This window comes from Microbacterium sp. K2, from assembly GCF_051365005.1.
GTDB classification, from domain to species: Bacteria; Actinomycetota; Actinomycetes; order Actinomycetales; family Microbacteriaceae; genus Microbacterium; species Microbacterium foliorum_B.
In genome coordinates this window covers 2,552,143-2,576,652 of the sequence record NZ_JBLWII010000001.1, presented here as the reverse complement: position 1 = coordinate 2,576,652, position 24,510 = coordinate 2,552,143, and the positions used below count along the sequence as shown (strand labels likewise).

The window sequence follows — 24,510 nt, the reverse complement described above, 5'->3', positions numbered from 1 at the left end:
CCTGCCTCCACGCTATTCAGGCCACTTTTCCGTCACCTGTGCGCACGTCGCCGTAGCCCCGACCACTGCGGCCTTCCGTAGACTCGCCGGATGGGAGATGCGCCGTCTGGACGACGATGCGCACAGCCGGAAAGGGGCACGGGGCGAGAGTGAGGGCACGATCGGCGTTCGGCGTGCTGCGCTTGGCCACGGCCGCAGTGTGCACCGTCGCGCTCGTGCACCGGCTGTTCTGGGGCCTCAGCTCCCGATCGATCGCGGGCGAGAACTTCTTCGCGTATCTGACGGTCCAGTCCAACTGCGCGCTCGTGGTGGTGCTGCTGATCGGCGCGGTGCTCGCCTTCATCCGGGCGACGGATCCTCGCTGGTTCACGGTGGCCCTGGCACTCGTGCTCACCTGGACCATCACGGCAGGACTCGCCTTCGCGCTGATCGTCTGGCAGGCGGGGCTGCGCGGCATCCGCGTCGACGTGCCCTGGTCTGATCAGGTGCTGCACTTCTGGCTGCCGGCGTGCACCGCCATCGCCTGGGTGCTCACGCCGGGCCACCGCGGCGTGCCGTGGTGGGTGGTGCCCACGGCGCTCACCTTCCCCCTCGCATGGGGCGGCGTCACGATGTGGCGCGGGCCGTCTGTGGGGTGGTATCCGTACTACTTCCTCGACCCCCGACAGGTCTCCGGCCCTCCCGAGTTCCTGCTCACCAGTGCGGTGGCGCTGGCGATCTTCGCGCTCGTGGCGACATTCATCGTGCTGGCCAGCCGGATGCGACGACGCGGCCAGGAGCGCCCGGAGGTCTGAACCCTGTTCGGGTCAGTTCGATCCGGCGCGCCGGTTCGTCGGTTCGTCGGATGCAGGTCAGGCAGGTAGGGGTCAGGCAGGTGCGGCGAGGAACGGCGCGAGCGAGGCGATCGCCGCCTCGAGCGCCTTCTGCTCGCTCAGCTCGGCGAACGTGCCTGCCGCTTCTCCGCCGACGATGCCCACCACGACGTTCTCGCCGGTGGCCGGTGCGAGGTTGATCCAGGTGCGGATCAGCGCATCGCCGCCGACGACGTGCCAGACCGTCGCAGCGGACTCGGCTTCAGCATCGGCCTCAGCATCGTCTTCGGGCTCGATCTCGGTCTCGGGCTCCGACACGATCAGGGGATCGTCGAAGCGCAGCCAGACCGTCTCGATGAGTCCCATGCCGAGCTCGGCGATGGCACCGCGATGGCCGAAGGGCAGCGCGGGAGCGAACTCCAGGCCCTCGCCCTTCAGCACGCCCAGCGGCACCGTGATCAGGACCCTGTCGAACGACAGCGACTCTCCCGAGGCGATGCCCAGGCTGACGCCCGCTTCGTCGTACGCCACGCGACTGACGGGCGACGAAAGGCTCAGCTTCGCGCCCTCGAGAAGCTCGTCGATGGCCGGAGTCAGGTCGCCGAGAGGTGCCACCATCTGGTCGGCAGGGAGCCGAGGGGGGAACCACGTCGACTCGTCGGAGGCATCGGCCCCCGATGCGGCCGCTATCGAGGCGAGCAGCGCCGCGAGTCCCGGCTCCTCAGGGTCAGCGCCCGCTGCCGTCAGCGCATCCTCGAGAGACGAGTCGGTGGGTCCCTGCTGGGCGGTGGCGATCGCCGCCTGCACCGGTTCGATCGGCACCGGCTCGACGTCTCCGTCGGTCGATCGCCACAGCGAACCCGTGATCGGAGTCGTCCGGATGTCGCGGGCGTTGAGAGTCTCGAGCAGGACGTCGTCGGAGGAGCCGAGCAGCCAACCGCCCAGCTGTGCGGGGAAGGGCCAGGCCGTATCGTCGACGACCGAGTGGACGCGGCCGCCGACCCGGTCGCGCGCCTCGAACACCGTGACCTGCAGACCCTCCGCGACGAGTCGGGCGGCGGCGGCGGCACCGGCGAGACCCGCGCCGACGATCGCCACACGCTCACCGCTGTCGGCTGCACGAAGAAGCTCGTCGGCTGCTCGGTCTCCGGATCGGAGCGCGGCGGCGATCGTGCCCGGCGCCTCGACATCGGTCGCTTCGCCCGAGAAGAACAGCCGGTCGTCGATCGGCTCGGCCAGCGCCTCGCGGGCCCTCGCCTGTGTGCCGACCGGAGTGAAGCTCGCAGCGCCGCGCGCGAACGGGTCGGTGGTCCACGAGCTGCGGGCGAACGCAGCGGGGGTGATCGTCCCGGCGGTGGGCTTCGGAGTGGGCGAGCGGTCGGGCGTGGGCGACGGCGCCGGCTCGGGTGTGCAGGAGGCCAGAAGGACTCCCAGGACACCGGCTCCGGCGCCCATCAGCAGTGTGCGACGCGTCATCCTCATCGTGTCGCAACGATACCGCGCGCGGATGGATGACGTGCGCGGCGAGCGGGTCTCAGCTGCGGCCGCTGCCCGGGTGCCAGAGCACCACTTCGGCCGAACGGCGGATGCGGCGACCACTGGGCACCGGAATGACGCCGGCGGATCCTGCGGCGAACACGCGCATACCCGGACGGTTGTCGCGCTCGGCGCGCAGCGCGGCGTCGAGCTCGGCCACGCGACTGCGCAGCATCCGGTTCTCGTCTTCGAGGTCGAGAACGCGCGCGATCGCCGGAAGGCTCATGCCTTCGGATGACAGCTGGGCGACCTCGCGGAGCTGTTCGATGTTGCGGGTCGAATAGCGACGAGAGCCGCCGGAGGTGCGACCGGGCACCACGAGCCCGATGCGGTCGTACTGCCGCAACGTCTGCGGGTGAAGACCCGAGAGCTGGGCGGCGACGGCGATCGCGAACACCGGGGTGTCGGCGTCCATGCGCTGATCAGCCATGTTCCCTCACCTCTTCCTCGGTGTTCGCGTTCGTCATGATCTTCTAGCGCCTGGCCTTCGCCATGAGGTCGGCACGCGGGTTCTCCGCCGGCTCGAGCGACTGGAACTTCTCCAGTGCCTCCCGAGCGGCCTCGTCGAGGTGCGACGGCACCGCGATCTGCAGCTCGGCGAGCAGGTCGCCCGTGCCCTTCGAGGTGGCGACGCCGCGACCCTTGACGCGCAGCACGCGCCCCGACGGCGTGCCGGGCGCGACACGGAGCTTGACCGTGTCGCCACTGAGCGTGGGAACCTCGATCGTGGCGCCGAGAGCCGCCTCAGTGAAGGTCACCGGAACCACCACGCGCAGGTTCAGCCCTTCACGGGTGAACACCGGATGCGGTCGCACCGCGATCTGCACCACGACGTCGCCGTTCTCCCCGCCATCCGGCGAGGGGCGACCGCGTCCGCGGAGCCTGATCTTCTGTCCGTCGGCGACACCGGCCGGGATCTTCACCTTGAACGGCTTGCCGTCGTCTCCCTGCAGGCTGATGGTCTCACCCTGCACGGCGGTGGCGAAGTCGAGCGTGGTGCGCGCCGTGACATCGGCGCCCTTCTGGGGTCCGCCGAAGCCACGGTATCCGCCGGAGGTCTGGCCGAATCGACCGGAGCCGAACGTGCCACCCTGACCCTGATTGAACATCGCGAAGATGTCCTCGAAGTCGGCGGACTGCTGCTGCCCGCGCCCCTGCTGCCCGAACCGGCTGAAGACGTCTTCGAAGCCGCCCGCTCCCGCACCGCCCGCTGTGAAGCGTGCGCCTGAGCCCATCGCGCGGATCTCGTCGTACTCCTTGCGCTGTTCAGCATCCGAGAGCACCGAGTACGCCTCGCTGATCTCTTTGAACTTCGCCTCCGCCTTCTCGTCACCCTGATTGGAGTCGGGGTGATACTTGCGAGCGAGCTTGCGGTACGTCTTCTTGAGATCGGCGTCGCTGACGTCCTTCGAGACCCCGAGGATCTTGTAGAAGTCCTTGTCGAACCAGTCCTGGCTAGCCATCGATCACCTACTCTGCGGGTACGGCGACGACGACCTTCGCGGGACGCAGCTCGACGTCACCGAGGCGGTAACCCACCTCGACGACCTCGAGCACCGTGGTCTTGTCGGCGCCCGGGGTGGGCTGCTGGAAGATCGCCTCGTGGCGCTGAGGGTCGAACTCCTCGCCCTTCTCGCCGTACGAGACGACACCGAGACGCTCGACGACCGTGCGCACCTTGCCGGCGATCACGGCGAAGGGCGTGCCCTCGACCAGATCACCGTGCTGGGCGGCGCGATCGAGATCGTCGAGCACGGGGATCAGGCCCTTGGCGGCCTCGCCCTTCGCGCGCTCGATCTCGACCTGGCGCTGCTCTTCGGTGCGGCGGCGGTAGTTGGCGTACTCGGCCTGGAGGCGCTTGAGGTCGTTCAGCAGCGCGTTCTCGGCGTCGGCGATCGCGGCATCCCCCGCAGCGGCCTCAGCCGTCTGGTCGGCGTTCAGGATGTCGTCGATCGTGAAGTCCGCGTCGTCAGAGCCTTCCGCAGCCCGGGCCTCGTCAGAGTCCGGGTTGTGCGGCGCGGGGCCGGATGCCTGAGCATCCGACCCCTCGCTGTGACCTTCGGCGGGCTCAGGAACCTGATTGTCGTCGAAGTTCTTGTCCGTCATGATTACTTCTTCTCGTCCTCGTCGTCGACGACCTCGGCGTCGATGACGTCCTCGTCGGAGGAGCTGTCATCGGCCGGAGCCTCGCCCGCGGCGTCGGCGCTCGGGGCGCCCTCCGCCTGGGACTGTGCGTAGATGGCCTCGCCGATCTTGCCCTGAGACTGGTTCAGCTTGTCGAACGCGGTCTTCACGGCCTCGTCGTCTTCGCCGGCCAGAGCCGTCTTGAGAGCATCGACGTCGGCCTTGACCTCGGTCTTCACGTCTTCAGGCAGCTTGTCGTCGTTCTCGGTGATCAGCTTGTCGATCGAGTACGCGAGCGTCTCGGCCTGGTTGCGGACCTCGGCGGCCTCGCGGCGCGCCTTGTCTTCAGCCGCGTGCTCCTCGGCCTCGCGCACCATGCGCTCGATGTCCTCCTTCGACAGCGACGAGCCGCCGGAGATGACGATCGACTTCTCGGTGCCGGTGCCCTTGTCCTTGGCGGACACGTGCACGATGCCGTTGGCGTCGATGTCGAACGTGACCTCGATCTGCGGGATGCCACGGGGAGCCGGGGCGATTCCGGTGAGCTCGAACGTGCCCAGCGGCTTGTTGTCGCGGGTGAAGTCGCGCTCGCCCTGGAAGACCTGGATCGCGACGGACGGCTGGTTGTCGTCTGCCGTGGTGAAGGTCTCGCTGCGCTTGGTCGGGATGGCCGTGTTGCGCTCGATGAGCTTGGTCATCATGCCGCCCTTGGTCTCGATGCCGAGGCTGAGGGGGGTGACGTCGATGAGCAGGACGTCCTTGCGCTCGCCCTTGAGGACACCGGCCTGAAGGGCGGCGCCCACGGCGACGACCTCATCGGGGTTGACGCCCTTGTTCGCCTCTTTGCCGGTCTCGCGCTTGACGAGCTCGGCGACGGCGGGCATGCGGGTCGATCCACCCACGAGCACGATGTGATCGATGTCGGCGACCTTGATGCCGGCTTCGCGGATGACGTCCTCGAACGGCTTCTTGGTGCGGTCGAGCAGGTCCTTGGTGAGGTCCTCGAACTTCGCGCGGGTGATGGTCTCGCTCAGCGACACCGGGCCCGACTCGGTCAGCGACAGGTACGGGAGGTTGATGCTCGTGCTGGTCGAGGAGGAGAGCTCCTTCTTGGCCTGCTCGGCAGCCTCCTTGAGACGCTGCAGGGCGATCTTGTCGCCCGAGACGTCGACGCCGGTGGTCTCCTTGAACTGCTTGATCAGGTGGTCGACGAGACGCTGGTCCCAGTCGTCACCGCCGAGGCGGTTGTCACCTGCGGTGGAGCGCACCTGGATGGTCGAGAAGTCGTCGTCCTTGCCCACCTCGAGCAGCGAGACGTCGAACGTTCCGCCACCGAGGTCGAAGACCAGGATGAGTTCGTCTTCCTTGCCCTTGTCGAGACCGTAGGCCAGAGCGGCGGCGGTGGGCTCGTTGATGATGCGCAGGACGTTGAGTCCCGCGATCTCGCCGGCCTCCTTGGTGGCCTGACGCTCGGCGTCGTTGAAGTACGCAGGGACCGTGATGACGGCATCCGTCACCGTGTCGCCCAGGTACGACTCGGCGTCGCGCTTGAGCTTCTGGAGGATGCGCGCGGAGATCTCCTGCGGCGTCCACTTCTTGCCGTCGACGTCGAACGTCCAGTCGGTGCCCATGTGGCGCTTGACGGATGCGATGGTGCGGTCGACGTTCGTGACGGCCTGGCGCTTCGCGGTCTCGCCGACGAGCACCTCGCCGTCCTTCGTGAATGCGACGACCGAAGGGGTGGTGCGGAAGCCCTCGGCATTGGCGATGACCTTCGGCTCGCCACCCTCGAGGACGCTGACGACGGAGTTCGTCGTACCGAGGTCGATTCCAACAGCACGTGCCATGTGATTCTCCTTAGTTGCTGAGGTTGATATGGGTCTGAAAATCCGGGGCGATCAGGGAAACCTGAGTCGCGATGACTCAACTGTACTCCGACCTCCGGAGGCTGTCAAATGAAGTTGATACGACCTGGCTCAACTTTATCCTCCGCCCCTCCGAGGTGGCAGACTGAGGCTGTGCGAACGCCTGACACGGACACCTACGACGTGCTCGTGATCGGCGGTGGCCCTGCGGGGCTGTCCGCCGCTCTCAACCTGGGGCGTTCGCTCATGCGCGTGCTCGTGGTCGACGCCGACCGCCCGCGCAACGCCGCCACCCTGAACTCGCACGGCTTCCTCACGCGTGACGGGGTGGCCCCGCACGAGCTGCGCCGCATGGCCCGCGACGAGCTCGCCGCCTACCCCAACATCGAGGTGCGCACGCGCGTCAAGGTGCTCGAGCTGAGCAGGTCGGCCGCTGCCGCGGAGGAGGGGACGGATGCAGGGGATGCCCTCTTCACGGCATCCATCGGCCGCAAGGATCCCACGGACGTGGTGACCGCCCGGAACGTACTGCTCGCGACGGGTCTGCACGAGACCCTTCCCGACGTCCCGAACCTCCGCGGCTTCTACGGCATCAGCCTGTTCAGCTGCGCGGCCTGCGACGCATGGGAGCTGCGAGGGCGGCGACTCGCCCTCATCGGTGAGACGCCCGATCTCGCCGACCGCGCCCGACTCATCTCGCGCTGGACCGAGAGCCTCACCCTCTTCACCCTCGGCGCCGACACGGTCGCGCCCGAGGAGGAGGCCGAGCTCGCCTCGTCGGGAGTCGCCGTGCTGCGGCATCCGATCGCCGAGCTCGTCGGAGACCGCGGGCGCATCGAGGCGATCAGGCTGACCGACGGCACCGTCGTCGCCGTCGAGGGCGGCTTCGTGCGGCCCGAGTGGCAGACCGATCTGTCGTTCCTGCACGGCTTCGCGCCCGCGATCGACCGCGACGGGCACCTCGTCACCGATCGGTCGGGCCGCACCGACATCCCGGGGCTCTATGCCGCCGGTGATGCGGCGATCCCCGGCCCCCAGCAGCTGATCGTCGCAGCAGGCGCGGGCGCGAGGGTCGCGTCGGTCATGGTGCACGATGCGGTCGGCATCGCCACGGCGCACTGAATCAGCCGGCACACCGGCGACTAGGCTGACCGGCATGACGCGCATCTCGCAGGTCTCTCCGCTGGTCCGCCTCGCCGCCGCGTCGGTGGTCGCCCTGGCGGTGCTGCCGCTGAGCGGGTGCCTGTACGCGCAGATCCCCGCGAACACTCCCGACGGCGACGGCCCCGATCCCTCCCCGACCGCGATCCCGTCGGAGCAGCCCTCCGAGGAGCCCTCCGGCGATCTGCCCTCGACCATGACCTTCGCAGACGGCGCCGACATCCCCGCAGCGGCATACATCCAGTGGGGCGACGGGCTGATCGCCGACGACGGCTGGAAGATCGTCAAGCCGGACGACGGCAACGGAGGCTGGACCTACGGCACGATCGACGACACCTGCACGGCCCAGTTCTGGCAGGGCCTGATCCCCGATGTGCCGACGGTTGCCGGCGACGACAGCGTCAGCTCGGATGCCATGCTCGCCGTCATCCTCGGCGAAGCGGACGCCGCCGCGATCACCCCGCTCTCGACCACCGGATCGTTCAGCTATCAGGTCGGCGGCAACACCGATGTCGAGAATCGCCAGGTCGTCGGCGAAGAGGCCGACCGCGAGTGGGCGATGGCCGCGCGGGCCTTCACCGCGACGGGGGTCGGGCTCTACGTGATCGTCGACTGCACCGGCGGCGACATGCAGGCCACGATGGCCGAGGTCATCGACAAGAACGCCGTCGTCATCCAGTGACGCCGGCCGGCCGGCATCCGCTCAGCTGAGGTCGGGCGGAACTCACTTGCCGCCGGGCGGACCCACGAGCAGCAGGATCACGTACAGCGCGACGATGCCGACGGCGAGCAGGATCGCCAGGACCCACGGGCGGCGCAGGAACCAGCGCATGAGCCTGTCGTACCAGCGCGCATCGCGAGGATCCTGCGTCTGCTCCAGTCGCCACTCGCCCGCCAGGCGGCCGGTGCGGTGCAGCCAGATCTCCATCGGGATCGTCGCGTAGGGAACGATGGCGCTGGCCACGGCGAGGAATGCGACGCCGAGGTGCCAGCGCTGATTGAGCGCGACGAGCACCGCCGTCGCGGCGTACGCGAGGAACACGAAACCGTGGATGCCACCGCCGATGGTGACGACGACACCGGGTGCGCCGACGGCACGGGCGATGATCGCCGAGATCAGGATGGTCCAGGTGATCGCCTCCGCGATCGCGAGAACTCGGAACAGGCGGTCGGGTGTGCGGAACACGGGACTCCTCGGGTGGGGGTCCGTCCAGCGTATCCGGAATAGCTATGCGCCCCCGGGCGTTGCCGAAGGCATGGTGACCGTCGACTCCGCAGCCCTCGGGCACGTGCTCGACTCCGTCGACCTCCGTGTCGGCATCGCCCGCCGCGTCGCCCTCACCACCGGCGGCCTGCTGCCGATCCCCTCGGGCTCGGCCACCCTCGTCTACATCGCCGCGGGCTCGGTGCACGGGCATCCCCCGCTGACCACCGGATGCCGACTCGACGTCGACCGTGCAGCGCAGATCGTGACCGTGGATGATCGCCCGCTGCACACGAACCTGGTCGCCGGAGACGCGTTCCTGACGCTCGGCCGCGCGTCGATCGCCCTCGAGGCCGACGGGGTGACCGACCTCGTCGTCGTCGACCTCGAGTTCTCCGACAGCGCCGCGATGATCGCCGCGCTCCTTCCCGATCCGATCACCGTCATGTCGTTCGCCGCGCTGGAACCCGCTGCAGCCGCACTCGCCGGGAGCATGGGACCCACCGATCCCGCCACGTGCCCCTCACGCCAGGGCGACCCGGTGATCTGCCGGATGATGGCGCAGACCGTGCTGCTCTCGGTGATCCGCGCGTGGGCGGCGAACGGCTGCGCGCCGGCCGGCTGGCCCTCGGTGTCGAACGACCCTTTCCTCGATCGCGTCGTCGAGGCGATCCACGAGCAACCAGGGCGCGACTGGACGGTCGAGCGCCTCGCGAGCGTCGGGGCGATGTCGCGGTCGGTGTTCGCCGAACGGTTCCGCAGCGCGATCGGTCGCTCGCCCGCCGACTACGTCACCGAGGTGCGCGTCGACGCGGCGAAGCGGATGCTGAGCGAGGGGCGCTCGGTCAGCGAGACGTCGCGCGAGCTGGGCTACGCCTCGGACGAGGGGTTCAGCCGCGCGTTCCGCCGCCGCACCGGGATGACTCCGTCGGCCTGGCGCGCATCACAGCTCACCGCGGTCCCGGCCTGAGCCCACCGTCCCCTCCCCCGCCGCCGCCCCCGCCCCCGCCCCCGCCCCCGCCCCCGCCCCCGCCCCCGGTCAGGCGAGCCTCGCCGCCGCGACGCTCCGGCGGTTCGACATTCCGAAGAGCACGGCGCCGACCAGCAGAGACACCGCCCCGAGCACGTAGACGAACTCCACGTCGAGGGTGTCGACCAGCAGCCCGCCGACACCGGCGGCGATCGTGATCGCTCCCTGGAATCCCACCACGACGAGGCTTCCGCCGGCTTCGAGGCGGTCGGGCGTGCGGTGCCCCACCCACGTGTTGATCACGAGCAGCCACGACGAGAAGAAGAAGCCCCAGACGAGCACGACGATCGCGATGCCGAGCACCGAGCCCGACAGGAAGATCATCGACAGCACCGACACGGCGATCACCAGCGGGGCGAACACCGCGAAGAAGCCGAAGGTGCGGTCGATGAAGAACCCGAGCCCGAGGTTGCCGGCGAGGCCTCCGAGTCCGAAGAGGGCGAGCAGGAGGATGATCGTCGACGGCTCGATCTCGGGGATGCGCTCGAGCGCGAGTCGCACGTACGTGTAGGCGAGGAAGTGGCCGAGCACGACGAGCACGTGCCCGACCATGCCGAGCCCGATGCCCGGACGACGCAGGGTGTCGACGAGGAGCCGGATGCTGGCCCCCTGCTCGGCCGGGACCGACGGGAGCATGAACCGCAACGCCACGGCCAGCAGCACCATGAGCACGCCCGCGATCGCGAACACCGTCTGCCAGTCGACGATCTCGCTGAGCATCACACCGAGCGGCACTCCGGCGACGGTCGCGAGCGAGACGCCTGCCGAGGTGAACATGACGCCCCGCCCGAGGTGCTCTGGGCCTGCCAGGCGTGCCGCGACCGTGATCGACATGGCCCAGAAGGCGCTGATCGCGGCACCGAGCAGGAATCGCGCGAGCAGCACGATGATCAGGTTGGGTGCGATCGCGACGATGAGATTCGACACCGCTGCGGCGAGCGCCATCCAGACGAGCAGCGAGCGGCGGTCGAGGCGGGGGAAGATCAGCCCCACCGTCGGCGCGACGATCAGGCCGACGAGCGCGGTGACCGTGACGGTCTGACCGGCCTGGCCGGGGGTCACCCCGAGAGCATCGGCCATCTCGGTGAGTACGCCGTTGGGCAGGAACTCGGCCGTCACGAGCAGGAAGCCCATCAGCATCAGCACGATGAGGCCGCCATAGCGGATGCTCTCGGTGCGGGCGGTCGTCACGGGTACGGGCGCGGTCGTCGTCATGGTTCCACGCTCGCAGGTGTCGGGGGCGCTCGCCCGACGCGGCGTCCACGGCATCCGACCATTCGTCCGGACCGCGCGGCCAGACGGGACACCCGGGTCTGGACAGCATCCGGCCGCACCCCCTAGGCTCGACGACGCACCGGGGTTCTCCCGGAAGGCCCAGCGAGAGGAGTGGATGACATGAACACCGTCTCTGTCGTGCCCCTCGCCGACATCCTTCCTCTCGAGGCCCCCCGCTCCTGATCCGCGCGTGGCCTCCCTCTCTCGGAGCCACATCGTGTCTGATCTCTTCGCTTCTTCCGAAGCATCCACCACCTCTTCTCGTCTTTCCATTGCGCCGACGTTCGACGCATCCCCCTTCGAATCCGTTCCCACGTTCGCCGACGTCGAACCCGGCGACCAGCAGCGCTGGACCACCTGGCCGGCGATCACGCCGTCGGAGCGCGGACCGCTCCCCCGGCCCGACTGGGTCGTGACGAGCGCCGGCGCGCTCGACACCGAACTCGGCATCCTCAAGACCGGCAAGGAGGCCGACGTGTTCCTGCTCGAACGCGCCGTGCCGGACGATCCGACCCAGCGCACTCTGCTCGCGGCCAAGCGCTATCGCGACTCCGACCACAGCAGCTTCCATCGCTCGGGCGTCTACACCGAGGGCCGCAGCACCAGGAACACCCGCGACACCCGAGCCCTCGCGAAGAAGTCCGAGCACGGTCGAGCCGTCGCCGCCGCGCAGTGGTCGTTCGCGGAGTTCGACGCCCTGTGCCGCATGTGGGCACTCGGAGCACCGGTGCCGTACCCCGTGCAGGTGAACGGCACGGAGCTGCTGATGGAGTTCATCGGCGATGCGAACGGCGTCGCGGCACCCCGGCTGGCGGCCGTGCGCAGCGACCGGGGCGAGCTCGCCGACCTGTACGACCAGATCGTCGACCTCATGCGCATCTTCGCCACGGCGGGCTTCGCCCATGGCGACCTCTCGGCCTACAACCTGCTCGTGCACGACGGGCGCGTGCGGGTGATCGACCTGCCGCAGATCGTCGACATCATCGCGAACCCGCAGGGACTCGACCTGCTGCACCGCGACTGCGTCAACATCTGCGACTGGTTCACCCGCCGCCGCGTCGACCGCGACGCCGAGGAGCTCTTCGCCGAGATGCTCGCGGCGTCGTATGCGTGAGAGGTGCCGTGCGTGAGAGGCGTGTCAGTCGCGGCCGATGCGGGCGGCGAGCAGCGACACCAGCTCGTACACGACGTGGCTCGCCGCGATTCCGGTGATCTGCGCGTGGTCGTAGGCGGGTGACACCTCGACGACGTCTGCGCCGACGATGTCACGATCGCCCAGCGCACGGAGGATCCGCAGCAGTTCACGGCTCGTGAGGCCGCCAGCCTCCGGCGTGCCGGTGCCGGGAGCGTGGGCGGGGTCGAGCACGTCGATATCGATCGACACGTACAGCGGCTTGTCGCCGACGCGCTGCAGGATGCGCTGGATGCCGGCCTCGACGCCGTGCTCCTCGATGTACTCGCTCGACACGATCGAGAAGCCCAGGCGCTCGTCGTCTTCGAGGTCCTGCTTCGAGTACAGCGGCCCGCGGGTGCCGACGTGGCAGCTCGCGGTGAGGTCGATCAGCCCCTCTTCGCTCGCCCGACGGAAGGGCGTGCCGTGGGTGATCGGTGCACCGAAGTAGGTGTCCCACGTGTCGAGGTGCGCGTCGAAGTGCAGCACGGCGACCGGGCCGTGCTTCGCCGCCACCGCCCGCAGCAGCGGCAGCGCGACCGTATGGTCGCCGCCGATCGTGACGATGCGCTGCACCTGCTCGCCGAGCGCGAGCGCGGCGCGTTCGACCTCGGTCACCGCCTCGGTGAGGTCGAACGGGTTGACCGGGATGTCACCGGCATCCACCACCTGCGCGACCGCGAAGGGCGAGACGTCCTGCGCGGGGTTGTAGGGACGCAGCAGGCGCGAGGACTCGCGCACGTGCGACGGGCCGAAGCGGGTGCCCGGCCGGTAGCTCACGCCGGAGTCGAAGGGGATGCCGACGACGGCGATGTCGGCGCGCGGCACGTCTTCGATCCTCGGCAGGCGCGCGAAGGTCGCGATCCCCGAATACCGGGGATTCACGGAGGCGTCGATGGGGCCCACGTTGTCGGTCATGTTCAGTCCTGTCTCTGCATGGGGATGTGCACGAGCTGCACTCCGCCGGCGGCGATGGCGTCGCGGATGCTCGGCACGATGTCTTCTCGGTCGTCGACCCGGCGCCCCGTGGCGCCGAACGCGGTCGCGAGGGCTGCCCAGTCGGGCTGCACGAGATCGACGCCGACGGGCGTCATGCCACGGTCGACCTCGTTCTGGCGGATCTCGGCGTAGCCGCCGTTGTCGACGCACACGACGGTCACGTCGAGCCGCTGCTCCACGGCCGTCACGAGCTCGTTCACGCAGAACATCAGCGCACCGTCTCCGATCACGGTGACCACGGGATGCTCGGTCTGCGCGACCCGCGCACCGATCGCGGCCGGCAGGCCGTAGCCGAGCGTGGCGTACGTGGGTGTGTAGAGCAGCGAATGCGGATGCCGCGAGCGCAGCACGCTGCCGAGCGCCATGTAGACGATCTGCGAGGAGTCGCCGGCGACGATCGCATTGTCGGGAAGTGCCTCGGCGATGAGCTCGGCCAGCGCGACCGTCTCGGGCGCGGTGTCACGCATCTCGGCGTCGATCGCGGCGCGCTCGACCGTGAGGTCGCGAGCGGGACGGCCGCCGTCGGGCAGGAACGCGAGCAGCGCGGCGCCGACCGCCGCGGCATCGCCGATGATTCCGACGGTCGCGGCGAGGTTCTTGCTCAGCTGCAGCGGCGAGATGTCGATGCGCACGACCGCGCCGCGCGCCTCCAGCCTCGGCGCCCAGAGCTCGGCCTCACCGAGCTTCGAGCCGATCACGAGCACGACGTCGGCACCCTCGGCCACTTCCCGGGCCGCGGCGAGACGCAGGTTCGAGCCGAGCGACAGCGGATGCCGCTCGTCGATGACGCCCTTGCCGTTGAGCGTGGTGAGCACGGGTGCGCCGAGCCGTTCGGCGATGGTCGTGACCTCGTGCGCGGCGGCGACTGATCCGCCGCCCGCGACGATCACCGGTCGCTGCGCACCCCGGAGCAGACGCGCGGCCTCGGCGAGCGCAGCGCGATCACCCGACACCCGCGGAGGCATCGCCCTGGGGTGGCGCGCCTCCGCGGGGACATCGGCCGGGGCCTCGAGCACGTCGAGGGGGATCTCGATGTGCACGGGGCGGGGGCGGCCGGTCTGGAAGAGCGTGAACGCGTCGTGCACGGCCTCGACCGCCTCGGCGGCGCTGGTCACGCGGCGCGACCACTCGGCGATCGCGCCGACCATGGCCGTGGCATCCTTCGTCTCGTGCAGCGTGCCGACATCGGCGAACTCCGATCCGAGCGGCACGCCCGGCGAGAGCACGATCATCGGCCGTGATTCGCAGAACGCCGTGCCGATCGCGCTCATCGCGTTCTGCAGGCCGGGTCCGGACGTCGTGATCACGACACCGGGCAGCCCTGTCTGCTGCGCCCAGCCGTCGGCCCCGTAGCCCGAGCCCTGCTCGTGCCGGTTGGTCACCGCGCGGATGCCGAGGTCGGCGAGCGGACGGTACAGCTCGAGGTTGTGCGTGCCGGGGATGCCGAACACGGCGTCCACTCCGTAGCCACGGATGGTCTCGAGCACCGCGCGGCCGGCGGTATCGGCATAACGGTCGTCGCTCATGCTCGCATCCTCGTCCATCGGGGCGCTCATGCCGACGCCATCGCCGCGGCGGCCACGTGGCGACGTGCGCCGTCGACCCACGTCTCACGCACGGCGATCGACGAGATGTCGTCGGCATCGACCGCCAACGGGTCGTCGGAGAGCACGACGAAATCGGCGTACTTTCCGACTTCGAGCGACCCGAGATCGTCTTCGCGGCCGATCGAGACGGCGCCTTCGATCGTGTGCGCGCGCAGAGCCGAGAGCGCGGAGACCCGCAGATCGTCGGGTCCGAGCGTGTGGCCGCGACGGGTCACGCGGGTGACAGCCGTCTGGATCGCCTCGAGCGGGATGGGCTCTGCCACGGGTGCGTCCGACGAGATCGTGAACGGCACCCCCGCACGCTCGAACTCGCCGAGCGGGTTGAAGCGCTCACCCGGGGTGCCGATCGCCTCTTCCACTCCCTCGCCCCAGTTGAAGTAGTGCTGGGTCTGATTGACGGGGCGGATGCCGGAGGCCGCCATCCTGTCGATCTGCTCGGGCGTCGGCAGGCCGCAGTGCTCGATGCGATGGCGCGCATCGGAGTCGGGACGTTCGGCGAGAGCCGCCTCGATCGCCGACACGACCATCTCGATCGCGGTCGGCGACTGCGCGTGCGTCGCTGTCTGCAGCCCGGCGACGTGCGCTCGGCTGATGAGCGCCGCGTACTCTGCGGGCTCGTGATACAGCTGGCCCGTGCGGCAGGGGTCGCCGACGTATCCGTCGGGGAAGTACGCGGTCCAGCCGCCGAGCGTGCCGTCGGCGTAGAGCTTGATGCCGGCGAAGCTGAGGTGGGCGTTGCCGAACTGGCCGACGAGGCCCATCTCGAGCGCGTCGTCGAGCAGGTGCGACAGCAGGTACATCGACACCCGCAGCTCGAGGCGGCCGGCCTCGGCGAGACGCAGGTACATGTCGAACTCACGGCGCGTGACCTGGCAGTCGCCGATCGAGGTGACTCCCCCGGCGAGGAACCGCTGCGTCGCGGCATCCAGCTGTCGCAGGTGCTCCTCCGGCTCGTCGGCGAGATGGAAGTTCGGCCCGTGGTGACCGATCTTGACCCCGTGCACGCCGGTGAGGATGTTGCACGCGGCATCCGAGAGCTCACCCGTCAGCTCGCCGTCGGCGTCGCGGAAGAACTCGCCGCCCTCGGGGTTGGGGGTGTCTCGGTCGACGCCGTTCTTCGTGAGCGTGTACGAGTTGACGACGCCGCCGTGACCCGAGGCGTTCATCAGATAGACCTCGCGGTCGGTCGCGACCTCGTCGAGCTCGAAGCGGGTGGGATGCCGCTTCTCGGCGAGGTTGCGCTGCTCGTAGCCGTAGCCGCGCACCGGGCGTCCGGCGGGAGCGTCGACCGCTGCGGCCTTCAGCAGCGCCACGATCTCGGGGATGCTGTCGGCCTTCTCGGGTCCGCAGTCGACCCACGTCATCAGCTGCCCGAACATCAGGGGGTGGGCGTGCGCATCCACGAACCCGGGCACGACGACCGCGTCGCCGAGGTCGACGCGCTCGGGCACGAGCCCCGCACGGTCGGCGGCCGCCTGGCACTCGTCCGCCGTGCCGATCGCGACGATGCGGCCGCGATCGGTGAGCATGGCGGTCGCGGTCGTGGCATCCGCATCCACCGTCTGGATCAGGCGAGCCGTGACCAGCTGCGGCGTCGTCTGGGCGGAACGGTCGAAGGGAGTGAGCTTTCTCATGGCAGCCTGTTCGCGGTCGTGTCGGTGCGGGCGGTGAACGATGCCGTGACCGGGGCCTCATCCGAGTGCTGCGGGGCCAGCTTGGTGCAGATGCCGGCGATCACGGCCATACCGGTGAACATCGCGATGACCGACCAGATGCTGCCGGTCCAGGCGATGAGCTGCGTCGCGAACCAGGGCGAGAAGCCGGCCCAGATCGCCGCACCGACGCCGTAGGACAGCGCGATCGACGTGTAGCGGGACTGCGGGCGGAACATCTGGGCCAGCAGGGCGGCGATCGGGGCGTAGGTGGCGCTCATCGCGATGCGCACCAGCGAGGCGAAGAGGAAGATCAGCGGTTCGACGCGTCCCGGGAGGATCAGCAGGAACGGGACGAAGGTGAGCACCGAGGTGATCAGACCGATGTACATCACGTTCTTGCGGCCCCATTTGTCGCCCAACCAGGCGACAGGCAGCGTCACCACGAACTCCACGAACGAGGCGATCGTCATCGCGTCGAGGATCACGCGCTCGTCGATCGCGATCGGGTCGCCCGTCGCGTAGGCCGTCGCGAAGGTCGTCGCGAGGTAGTAGCCGCCGGTCGAGATGGGCAGGATGCCGATGCCGAGGAGGATCGGGCGCCAGTTGGTGCGCAGGGCGTAGGCCAGGGGCATCGACTGCTTGCGACCCTCGATCTTCGCCTCGAAGACGGGGGTCTCCTCGACGCGGTAGCGCACCCAGAACCCGACGCCGACCAGCACGATCGACAGCAGGAACGGGATGCGCCAGCCGCCGTTGATGATGAAGTCGTCGCCGACACGCGACATGATCGCGAAGATGCCCGAGGCCAGCAGGGCGCCGGCCGGGTTGCCGAGCTGCGTGAAGCCGCCGTAGAAGGTCTTCGACTTCTCGGGTGCGTGCTCGACGCTCATCAGCACCGCGCCGCCCCATTCGCCGCCGACCGCGAGGCCCTGCACGGCGCGGAGCAGGATCAGGAGGATCGGGGCGAGGATGCCGATGTTCTCGTAGGTCGGCAGGCAGCCGACGAGCACGGTCGCCGCGCCCATCAGCAGCAGCGTGATGACGAGCGACGTGCGCCGGCCGAGCTTGTCGCCGATGTGGCCGAAGATGATGCCGCCGAGGGGGCGGACGAGGAAGGCGACGGCGAAGGTCGCGAAGGCCGCGGCGGTCTCGGCGAGACGGTCGCCGCTCGGGAAGAACAGCGGACCGAAGACGAGGGCGGCGGCGGTGGCGTAGACGTAGAAGTCGTACCACTCGATGGTGGTGCCGACGAAGGCGGCGAAGCCTGCGCGTCGCGCCTTGGTGTGGGTGGAAGTCATGTGTGACCCGCTCCTTTGCGGAAGATGTCGGATAGCGAAGGATGCTACGGACGCATCGACGAGAGAACAAGGGCAGAACTCCAGTGTGAGGGTCGATTCACTGACGTTGTGTTCGTAGAGTCGCACACTATTGGCCTACTCAGCCGTCGCGATGACTCGTACACTGCATTTATGCACCTGCGACAGTGCGTTCGCGGGAAACTGACGAATGTGGGCTGAACCATGGATTTCGACGCCGAACTCATCCGCGCTCTCCAGGAGGACGGTCGCGCCAGCATCCGTTCGCTGTCGCTGCGCCTCGGACAGTCGAGAGCCGCGGTCGCCGCCCGTCTGCGCGCGATGCTCGACGATCGCACCGTGCGCGTCGTCGCCGCGGTGGATCCGGTGTTCCTCGGCCAGCATGTCCTCGCGCACGTGTCGATCCGCACCGATGGAGCCGTCGAGATCGTCGCCGAGCACCTGCGCGACATGAGCGAGACCGTGCTCGTCTCGGCGGTCGGCGGCGCCCACGACCTCGTCACCGAGGTGCGCCTGGGCTCGATGGCCGATCTGCATGACCTGCTGGCGCAGATCCGAGCTATCGACGGCGTGCTCGACATCAACACGATCATCTACTCCACCGTCGTGAAGGGCTTCTTCGTCTCGGAGTACCACGGCGACGTCACGCTCGACACGGTCGACGAAGACCTCATCGAACGACTGCAGTCCGACGGAAGGATGAGCTTCCGCGCGCTGGGCGAGGCCGTGCGCCTCTCTCCCTCGGCCGTCGCGACGCGGGTGCAGCGGCTGATCGACGGCGGGGTCATCAAGATCAGCGCGGTCGAGGCCAGGGGTCTCGCGCACCGACAGCTGTCGATGGGTGTCGGGCTGAACCTCAACCACGACGACGAGGCGGTGATCGAGGAGCTGAAGACCGGGCGAGGGATCGACTTCGCCGCGCGCACCCTCGGGCGCTTCGATGCGGTGGCCACACTCGTCGAGCCCTCGGCAGGGGCGCTGTACGCGAGTCTCGAGCGGCTGAGGTCGCTCGCCGGCGTCACCCGCATCGAGGCGTGGCTGCACCTGGCCGTGCTCAAAGAGGACTATGCGCGGACGCTGCGCGAGCCGATGCCCCACCCCTGACGTGCGGCGCGCCGTCACCGTCCGTTCACCGCGCGCCGCCAGACTGCGAGCATGAGCGATTCCTCCCAGAGCAGCGAGGTGCCCGAGCCCGCCGCGACGGCGAACAGCGGCGCGGTCGGCGTGATCGGCCTCGACCTGCGTGGCGAGACCCCCGCACCGAAGAAGCAGGTCTACTCGTGGGCGCTGTGGGACTGGGCGACGCAGCCCTTCAACACGGTCATCCTCACCTTCATCTTCACGGCGCTGTACCTGACCACCGAGGCGTTCCTTCCGGCGGAGATCGCCGGGCTCGACGCGAAAGACCCGATCCGCGAGGCGGCCGAGGCTGACCTCGCGTCGGGCCTGGGGCTCGGGTCGACGATCGCCGGAATCGCGATCCTGCTGATCGCACCGGTGCTGGGCCAGCGGGCGGATGCCGCGGGGCGCCAGAAGCTCTGGCTCGGGATCGGCACCGGAGCGCTCGTCGCGTGCATGTTCGGCCTGTGGTTCGTCGAGCCGACACCGACGCTGTTCTGGCTCGGCGTCGCGCTGATCTCGGCCGGATCCGTGTTCGGCGAGATCGCCGCGGTCAACTCGAACGCCATGCTGATCGGCATCGCGAATCCGAAGACCGTCGGCCGCATCTCGGGTCTCGGCTGGGGGTTCGGCTACATCGGCGGCATCCTCGCGCTCGTCCTCGTCGTCATCTTCTACACGTTCGACTGGTTCGGCCTGCCGGATGACGCAGGTCTGCCGTTCCGCATCATCGCTGTCGCGTGCGCGATCTGGGCGATCGTCTTCTCGATCCCGATCTTCCTCAACGTTCCGGAGCCGTCGCTCGGGCGCCCCGAGCGCAAGGTGGGCTTCTTCGCCTCCTACGGTCTGCTCGTCAAGGACGTCATCGGCCTCTACCGCAACCCCGACACGCGCCAGACGTTCTGGTTCCTGCTCTCGAGCGCCGTGTTCCGCGATGGACTCGGCGGCGTCTTCGCATTCGGCGCGATCATCGCGGGTCAGGTCTTCGACTTCGCGTTCCTCGACCTCGTGATCTTCGGCATCGCCGCGAACCTCATCGCGGGCGTCTCGACGATCATCGCCGGGCGCTACGACGACCGGTTCGGCCCGAAGCGGATCATCCTCATCTCGCTCGCCGCCATGGTGATCGCCGGACTCGCGGTGTTCTTCCTGGTGGATGCGGGCACGATCGTGTTCTGGATCGGTGGCCTGGTGCTGTGCGCCTTCGTCGGTCCCGCCCAGGCGGCGTCGCGGTCGTTCCTCGCCCGCATCACGCCTGCTGGGCGCGAGGGCGAGATCTTCGGCCTCTACGCGACGACCGGGCGCGCGGCGAGCTGGATGGCATCCGGCGCCTGGACCCTGCTGATCGTGCTCTCGGGCTCGACGTCGTACGGCATCCTCGGCATCGTGCTGGTGCTGGTCGCCGGCTTCCTGCTGCTGCTTCCGGTCAAGGCGACGCCGCGCGCCTGAGCGGCGGCGCCGGAGTAGCCGGAGTAGCGGGAGTAGCCTGACCGCGTGACGGTCATCATCGCTTTTCTCGCCAACATCCTCGTCGCGATCGCCAAGACGATCGCGGCGGTGATCACATCGTCGGCGTCGATGGTCGCAGAGGCGGCGCATTCGTGGGCGGATGCCGGCAACGAGGTGTTCCTGCTCATCGCCGACCGGCGCGGCGCACGGGCGAAGGATGAGCGGCATCCGCTCGGATACGGCCGCGCGGCGTTCGTGTGGTCGTTGATCGCAGCGTTCGGGATCTTCACCGCCGGCTCGATCGTGTCGATCATGCACGGCGTGCAGGAGCTGTCGGAGACGGGCCCCGTGGAGAGCCCCGGAGTGGCGTACACGGTGCTCGGCATCGCCTTCGTGCTCGAGGGAGCGTCGTTCACGCAGGCGATGGTGAAGTCGCGGCGATTGGCGCGCGAGCGCGGATCGTCGACCTGGGACTACGTGCTCGATACGAGCGATACGACGCTGCGGGCGGTGTTCTTCGAGGACATGGCCGCGCTGATCGGGCTGGTGATCGCGGCCGGTGCGATCGCGATCCACCAGATCACCGGGGTCGCCACGTGGGATGCCGTGGGGTCGATCCTCGTCGGAGTGCTGCTGGGCGTGGTCGCGATCATCCTGATTCGCCGCAACATCGCCTTTCTCGTGGGGTCGAACGCGTCGCCCGCACTGCGCGATCGGGTCGGGCGCGCTCTGCTCTCGTCGCCGCAGATCCAGCGGCTCACCTATCTGCACATCGAGTACGTGGGCCCGAACCGGCTCTTCATCGTCGCCGAGATCGATCTGACCGGAGACGCCCGCGAACACGATGTGGCCCGAAGCCTCCGCGCGATCGAGCAGCAGATCGAGGCGCACGCGGCGGTCGAGACGGTGGTGCTGTCGCTCTCGGTCGACGATGAGGAGTCGCTGGATTTCGGCGCAGTTGTCTGACCTCATCCGGCACGCGCGAGGGCCGGCGCTTCAGGAAGACTGAGCCGCGGGGTGCGCCATCGCTGTGCCGGGTCCCACCATCCCGGCCCTCGCACTTGCGGAACGCCGTCGTTCATCCGGATCTCCCACCCAGACGTGCCCAGACTTCGGTGGTGCCACCAGCACAGCGGAACTCCGTTATTCGTATGCGTCGGCCCACCCCTGGCGTGTTCGGTGACGTGATGGATCTCACACCACGACGCCGGAACATGACACCCCGGGATGAGACACTCCTTGTCGCGGGCGATGATGGCCCGCCGTTGGTGCACGGTGAACACCCGATCCGTGCTCGTGATCCCGATGATCCGACCCTCGTCGAAAACGACCCGTTGGATCGTCCCCGAGCATCCGACGTGCGAGGCGACGCTCAGAGGCAACTGCCCCCATGCCCCGCTGACGCTCGCCCGGCCGGACCCGCTGACCAGATCCTTCGCGTCGACCGTCACAACCAGTGTCGGACCCGCGCCGCCGAGAGTGGGCATGTCTCTGTGGCGGGCGGCGATCCCCAATGCGGCGGCGAGTGCGTCATGCCGCTTCTGCGCTGCCGTGCGGTCATCGATCACGGCGCGGGGATCCGAATTGTACGGATCCCCGTCTCGGGATTCTGCCGCGTCATCGTCGGCTGCGCTGCCATCGGTGGGCGTGAACACCACCCCCGGCATCGGCGGCCCGTCACCCTTGGGGTTGTTCAGTGCATCGAGGATCAGCTCGAGCTGGGCCGCGACTTCGGGCGTCAGATATCCCTTGATCGACCGCAATCCGTCTCGCACCCGCCCGAGGGTTATGCCCCGGCGGCGGGCAGGCTCGTCGCCGGGCTCTTCTCCGTCGGGGTCGAGCAGCGCGACCAATGTCTCTGCAAGGAGCGTCAGCTCTTCCAGCGTCGGCGCTGGGCCCTGAACCTCCGCGCCGGGGCCGGCCTCTGGGTCGGGCCTGATGCCCCGCGCCGCACGGGCGAGACATTTGTCGGCGTTGAGCCGATCGTCGGCGCTGATGCGATACGACACCTTCTCGATCGGCTCCGTCGCGGCGAGCATCCCCGCTACTCCGATCGCACCGTCGAGCATCGCCTCTCGCAGCGCCGGCCACCGTGCAGGCAGCCGATCACCGGAAACGATGTTCACCCTCCGCCGCACCAGATCGACGACCTTGCCGACGCGCGTCGCCCCGCGCATGTCTGTCAGCAGCGCGCGCTGCAGCAGTTCGTTCTGCGTGCGGCATCCCGTGGAATGGGGAAACTCCACCGCATCCCCCGTCGCGATCGTCTCGACCACCACGGCCTCGACCCGCCGGAACGCTGCGCCCGCCGCCTGCAGCACCTCCACCCGTTCGGCGTCGGACAACGCGGCCAGCGCGTCGTCGGACAGCACCCGATCGAGGTCGGAGACGACCTGATCGATAAGGGAGCGAGTGCGGGATGACATGACTCCATCCAATACGGGGCCACCGACATTCGCGCCGCAGAATCAGGCGCTTTTCGCCCAGATCAGAAGCATATTCCGGAACACTGGAACCGCGTTCCGGAACACCGGTGAACGATCTTGGAACGCTGATCGCCTGACCGCCACTCACCGGCCGACACCGTAGGCCACCTGAGCGAGTCAGCTCTCCCAGTTGTCGGCGAGCTTGTTCAGCAGCGTCGCGAGCTGCTCGCGCTCATCCTCCGTGAATGAGGCGAGCGCCTTGCCGAGAGCCTCGCGTCGCTCACCCCGCATGCCGCGGGCGACCTTGCGCCCCTCATCGGTCAGCGCGATGCGGGTGCGTCGCGCATCGTCGGGGTCGGCCTCGCGGCGCACGAACCCGTGCGCGACTCCCTGCTGCACGAGCCGCGACGCCCTGGGCTGGTCGACGCCGATGGCCGCGCCGAGATCGCTGACACTGAGCGGGGCGGATGCCGCGGCGAGCGCCTCGAGCATCCGCAGGCGAGCCGGTCCGCCGAAACGTCCGGACGGGTCGTTCATCCAGGGCGGCATCCCCGGGCGCCCAGGGCGCCCATGCCCGGGATGCCCAGGGTCGGCGCGGTCGTCGTGGTCAGAGTGGTCATCGTGATCAGGGTGGTCGGAGTGCGGCCCGCCGTGCCAGCCGTGCGGTCCACCCATGCCTCTCGAGCCGCGTCCGCGCTCGCCGGGACGTCGTCCGCGCAGGCGCGACAGGGCGCGGGCAATGGCCTCGGCGGGGTCGTTCTCAGCGGCGCTCACAAGTCGACTTTACATGCGACTTGACATGGATCATCACTACATGTCACACTACATACACATGCATAGTGACAAGCACATGCTCCATGACATCTAAGGACTTCACCCATGAACACCTCTGACACTCAGAACACAGACACCACCTCCCGCCCCTTCGGATATTGGCTGAAGGCCGTCGACCGCCTGATGGCGGCCGAGTTCGCCTCCGCGTTCGAGGGTGAGCACGCAAGCCGCCGCGACTGGCGGATCCTCAACGTCGTCGATGGCACCGCACCTGCCCGCCGCCCCCTGAATGCCCACAAGCTGCACGGTCTGGTCGAACGCGGCTGGGTCGTGGCCGACGGCGACGGCTGGACGCTGACCGACGACGGCCGTGCGGCCAAAGAGCGCCTCGGCGGCATCGTCGACGGCATCCGCGCCAAGGTCACCGACGCCGTGAGCCCCGAAGACCTCGACACCACGCTGACCTCGCTCGAGCAGATCGCCCGCGCGTTCGGCTGGCATGAGGAGACTCCGCTCCCCCGCGGACGCGGTGGTCGCCACGGATTCGGACCCCGCGGCTTCGGTCGCGGATTCGGCGCCGACCACGGGTTCGGTCCGGGCTTCGGCCCGGGACGCGGCTTCGCTCGCCGCCACGGACGCCCGTTCGGACGCGGTCGCGGCTTCGCCCCCGGGTTCGGCTCCGAACACGAGCACGAGCACGGAGCGGATGCCGAGCGTCGCGGCCACGACTGCGGATACCGCGGGCACTCGGGGCACGACCGCTTCGCGGGCGCGCACGATCGTGGACACCACGGTCACGCAGACGGCGGTCGCCCAGACCACGGTCGCGCTGACCACGGCGACCAGCACGGCCGACACGCAGGGCCCCGCCACGGCGAGCACCGCGTGGCCCGCGCGGCGCAGCACGCTTACGAGCGCGGCTTCGACGCCGGTTTCACCCGGGGGCGCGACGCCTGACGGCATCCGACTCTCGAGAACGCCCCCTCC

23 protein-coding genes are annotated in these 24,510 nt (G+C 69.0%); 9 read left to right on the top strand and 14 right to left on the bottom strand.

Going from position 1 to position 24,510, the window contains the following annotated elements; translation table 11 throughout:
• Nucleotides 1-149: 149 nt before the first annotated feature.
• Nucleotides 150-794 (top strand): Pr6Pr family membrane protein, encoded by a 645-nt coding sequence (locus tag ACLKOY_RS12570; RefSeq protein ID WP_140038349.1) that lies wholly within the window; start codon nt 150-152, stop codon nt 792-794.
• A 72-nt stretch (nt 795-866) separates the two neighbouring features.
• Here ACLKOY_RS12570 and ACLKOY_RS12565 read toward each other — a convergent pair whose 3' ends face one another.
• From ACLKOY_RS12565 to dnaK, 5 genes are read right to left on the bottom strand one after another with little or no spacing between them, the layout of a single operon-like run.
• Nucleotides 867-2,288: an FAD-dependent oxidoreductase gene (locus tag ACLKOY_RS12565; protein WP_436453893.1), complete on the bottom strand. Its 1,422-nt coding sequence runs from the start codon at nt 2,286-2,288 to the stop codon at nt 867-869.
• Between the two features lie 58 nt (nt 2,289-2,346).
• Nucleotides 2,347-2,778, bottom strand: coding sequence for a heat shock protein transcriptional repressor HspR (locus ACLKOY_RS12560; RefSeq protein ID WP_436453892.1), 432 nt, complete (start codon nt 2,776-2,778; stop codon nt 2,347-2,349).
• Between the two features lie 43 nt (nt 2,779-2,821).
• A complete protein-coding gene (locus tag ACLKOY_RS12555; RefSeq protein WP_436453891.1) occupies nt 2,822-3,811 on the bottom strand; it encodes a DnaJ C-terminal domain-containing protein in 990 nt (329 codons plus the stop codon).
• Between the two features lie 7 nt (nt 3,812-3,818).
• A complete protein-coding gene (locus ACLKOY_RS12550) occupies nt 3,819-4,454 on the bottom strand; it encodes a nucleotide exchange factor GrpE (RefSeq protein ID WP_042536839.1) in 636 nt (211 codons plus the stop codon).
• A 2-nt stretch (nt 4,455-4,456) separates the two neighbouring features.
• Entirely contained in the window at nt 4,457-6,319 is a 1,863-nt protein-coding gene (gene dnaK, locus ACLKOY_RS12545) for a molecular chaperone DnaK (RefSeq protein WP_140038354.1), read from the bottom strand.
• 171 nt (nt 6,320-6,490) lie between these two features.
• Between dnaK and ACLKOY_RS12540 the strand changes: the two genes are divergently transcribed.
• Nucleotides 6,491-7,459, top strand: coding sequence for an NAD(P)/FAD-dependent oxidoreductase (locus tag ACLKOY_RS12540; protein ID WP_436453890.1), 969 nt, complete (start codon nt 6,491-6,493; stop codon nt 7,457-7,459).
• A gap of 34 nt (nt 7,460-7,493) precedes the next feature.
• Nucleotides 7,494-8,180: a hypothetical protein gene (locus tag ACLKOY_RS12535; protein WP_436453889.1), complete on the top strand. Its 687-nt coding sequence runs from the start codon at nt 7,494-7,496 to the stop codon at nt 8,178-8,180.
• 42 nt (nt 8,181-8,222) lie between these two features.
• Here ACLKOY_RS12535 and ACLKOY_RS12530 read toward each other — a convergent pair whose 3' ends face one another.
• Nucleotides 8,223-8,684, bottom strand: a complete 462-nt coding sequence (locus tag ACLKOY_RS12530; protein ID WP_436453888.1) for a DUF3817 domain-containing protein — start codon at nt 8,682-8,684, stop codon at nt 8,223-8,225.
• Nucleotides 8,685-8,754: 70 nt separating this feature from the next.
• Here ACLKOY_RS12530 and ACLKOY_RS12525 point away from each other — a divergent pair, with 70 nt between their 5' ends.
• Nucleotides 8,755-9,672, top strand: a complete 918-nt coding sequence (locus ACLKOY_RS12525; RefSeq protein ID WP_363573713.1) for an AraC family transcriptional regulator — start codon at nt 8,755-8,757, stop codon at nt 9,670-9,672.
• A gap of 69 nt (nt 9,673-9,741) precedes the next feature.
• On the opposite strand, the gene ACLKOY_RS12520 is transcribed toward ACLKOY_RS12525, so the two are convergent.
• Nucleotides 9,742-10,947, bottom strand: coding sequence for an MFS transporter (locus ACLKOY_RS12520; RefSeq protein ID WP_436453887.1), 1,206 nt, complete (start codon nt 10,945-10,947; stop codon nt 9,742-9,744).
• Nucleotides 10,948-11,224: 277 nt separating this feature from the next.
• Between ACLKOY_RS12520 and ACLKOY_RS12515 the strand changes: the two genes are divergently transcribed.
• A complete protein-coding gene (locus ACLKOY_RS12515; RefSeq protein ID WP_436453886.1) occupies nt 11,225-12,121 on the top strand; it encodes a serine protein kinase RIO in 897 nt (298 codons plus the stop codon).
• A 24-nt stretch (nt 12,122-12,145) separates the two neighbouring features.
• Here ACLKOY_RS12515 and speB read toward each other — a convergent pair whose 3' ends face one another.
• From speB to ACLKOY_RS12495, 4 genes are read right to left on the bottom strand one after another with little or no spacing between them, the layout of a single operon-like run.
• Nucleotides 12,146-13,096 (bottom strand): agmatinase, encoded by a 951-nt coding sequence (gene speB, locus ACLKOY_RS12510; RefSeq protein WP_436453885.1) that lies wholly within the window; start codon nt 13,094-13,096, stop codon nt 12,146-12,148.
• A 2-nt stretch (nt 13,097-13,098) separates the two neighbouring features.
• The gene (locus tag ACLKOY_RS12505) at nt 13,099-14,703 is read right to left on the bottom strand and encodes a thiamine pyrophosphate-binding protein (protein ID WP_436453884.1); all 1,605 of its coding nucleotides are present in this window, start codon (nt 14,701-14,703) and stop codon (nt 13,099-13,101) included.
• Nucleotides 14,704-14,729: 26 nt separating this feature from the next.
• Complete coding sequence (locus ACLKOY_RS12500; RefSeq protein WP_436453883.1) at nt 14,730-16,418, bottom strand: amidohydrolase; 1,689 nt, start codon at nt 16,416-16,418, stop codon at nt 14,730-14,732.
• Nucleotides 16,415-17,737, bottom strand: a complete 1,323-nt coding sequence (locus tag ACLKOY_RS12495) for an MFS transporter (protein ID WP_436453882.1) — start codon at nt 17,735-17,737, stop codon at nt 16,415-16,417. The genes ACLKOY_RS12500 and ACLKOY_RS12495 overlap by 4 nt, the downstream gene beginning before the upstream one ends.
• Nucleotides 17,738-17,959: 222 nt before the next feature.
• Here ACLKOY_RS12495 and ACLKOY_RS12490 point away from each other — a divergent pair, with 222 nt between their 5' ends.
• From ACLKOY_RS12490 to ACLKOY_RS12480, 3 genes are read left to right on the top strand one after another with little or no spacing between them, the layout of a single operon-like run.
• Nucleotides 17,960-18,859: an Lrp/AsnC family transcriptional regulator gene (locus tag ACLKOY_RS12490; protein ID WP_363573701.1), complete on the top strand. Its 900-nt coding sequence runs from the start codon at nt 17,960-17,962 to the stop codon at nt 18,857-18,859.
• Nucleotides 18,860-18,910: 51 nt separating this feature from the next.
• A complete protein-coding gene (locus ACLKOY_RS12485; protein ID WP_436453881.1) occupies nt 18,911-20,323 on the top strand; it encodes an MFS transporter in 1,413 nt (470 codons plus the stop codon).
• 45 nt (nt 20,324-20,368) lie between these two features.
• Entirely contained in the window at nt 20,369-21,289 is a 921-nt protein-coding gene (locus ACLKOY_RS12480; RefSeq protein WP_436453880.1) for a cation diffusion facilitator family transporter, read from the top strand.
• 2 nt (nt 21,290-21,291) lie between these two features.
• Here ACLKOY_RS12480 and ACLKOY_RS12475 read toward each other — a convergent pair whose 3' ends face one another.
• From ACLKOY_RS12475 to ACLKOY_RS12465, 3 genes are all read right to left on the bottom strand, one after another.
• Nucleotides 21,292-22,749 carry a DUF222 domain-containing protein gene (locus ACLKOY_RS12475; RefSeq protein ID WP_436453879.1) on the bottom strand — a complete coding sequence of 486 codons (1,458 nt, stop codon included), beginning with the start codon at nt 22,747-22,749 and terminating at the stop codon, nt 21,292-21,294.
• Nucleotides 22,750-22,926: 177 nt separating this feature from the next.
• A complete protein-coding gene (locus ACLKOY_RS12470) occupies nt 22,927-23,286 on the bottom strand; it encodes a MarR family winged helix-turn-helix transcriptional regulator (RefSeq protein ID WP_258184317.1) in 360 nt (119 codons plus the stop codon).
• The gene (locus tag ACLKOY_RS12465; RefSeq protein WP_436453878.1) at nt 23,283-23,420 is read right to left on the bottom strand and encodes a hypothetical protein; all 138 of its coding nucleotides are present in this window, start codon (nt 23,418-23,420) and stop codon (nt 23,283-23,285) included. The genes ACLKOY_RS12470 and ACLKOY_RS12465 overlap by 4 nt, the downstream gene beginning before the upstream one ends.
• 208 nt (nt 23,421-23,628) lie before the next feature.
• On the opposite strand from ACLKOY_RS12465, the gene ACLKOY_RS12460 reads away from it, so the two are divergent.
• Entirely contained in the window at nt 23,629-24,480 is an 852-nt protein-coding gene (locus ACLKOY_RS12460) for a hypothetical protein (protein ID WP_436453877.1), read from the top strand.
• The last annotated feature ends 30 nt before the right edge of the window (nt 24,481-24,510 follow it).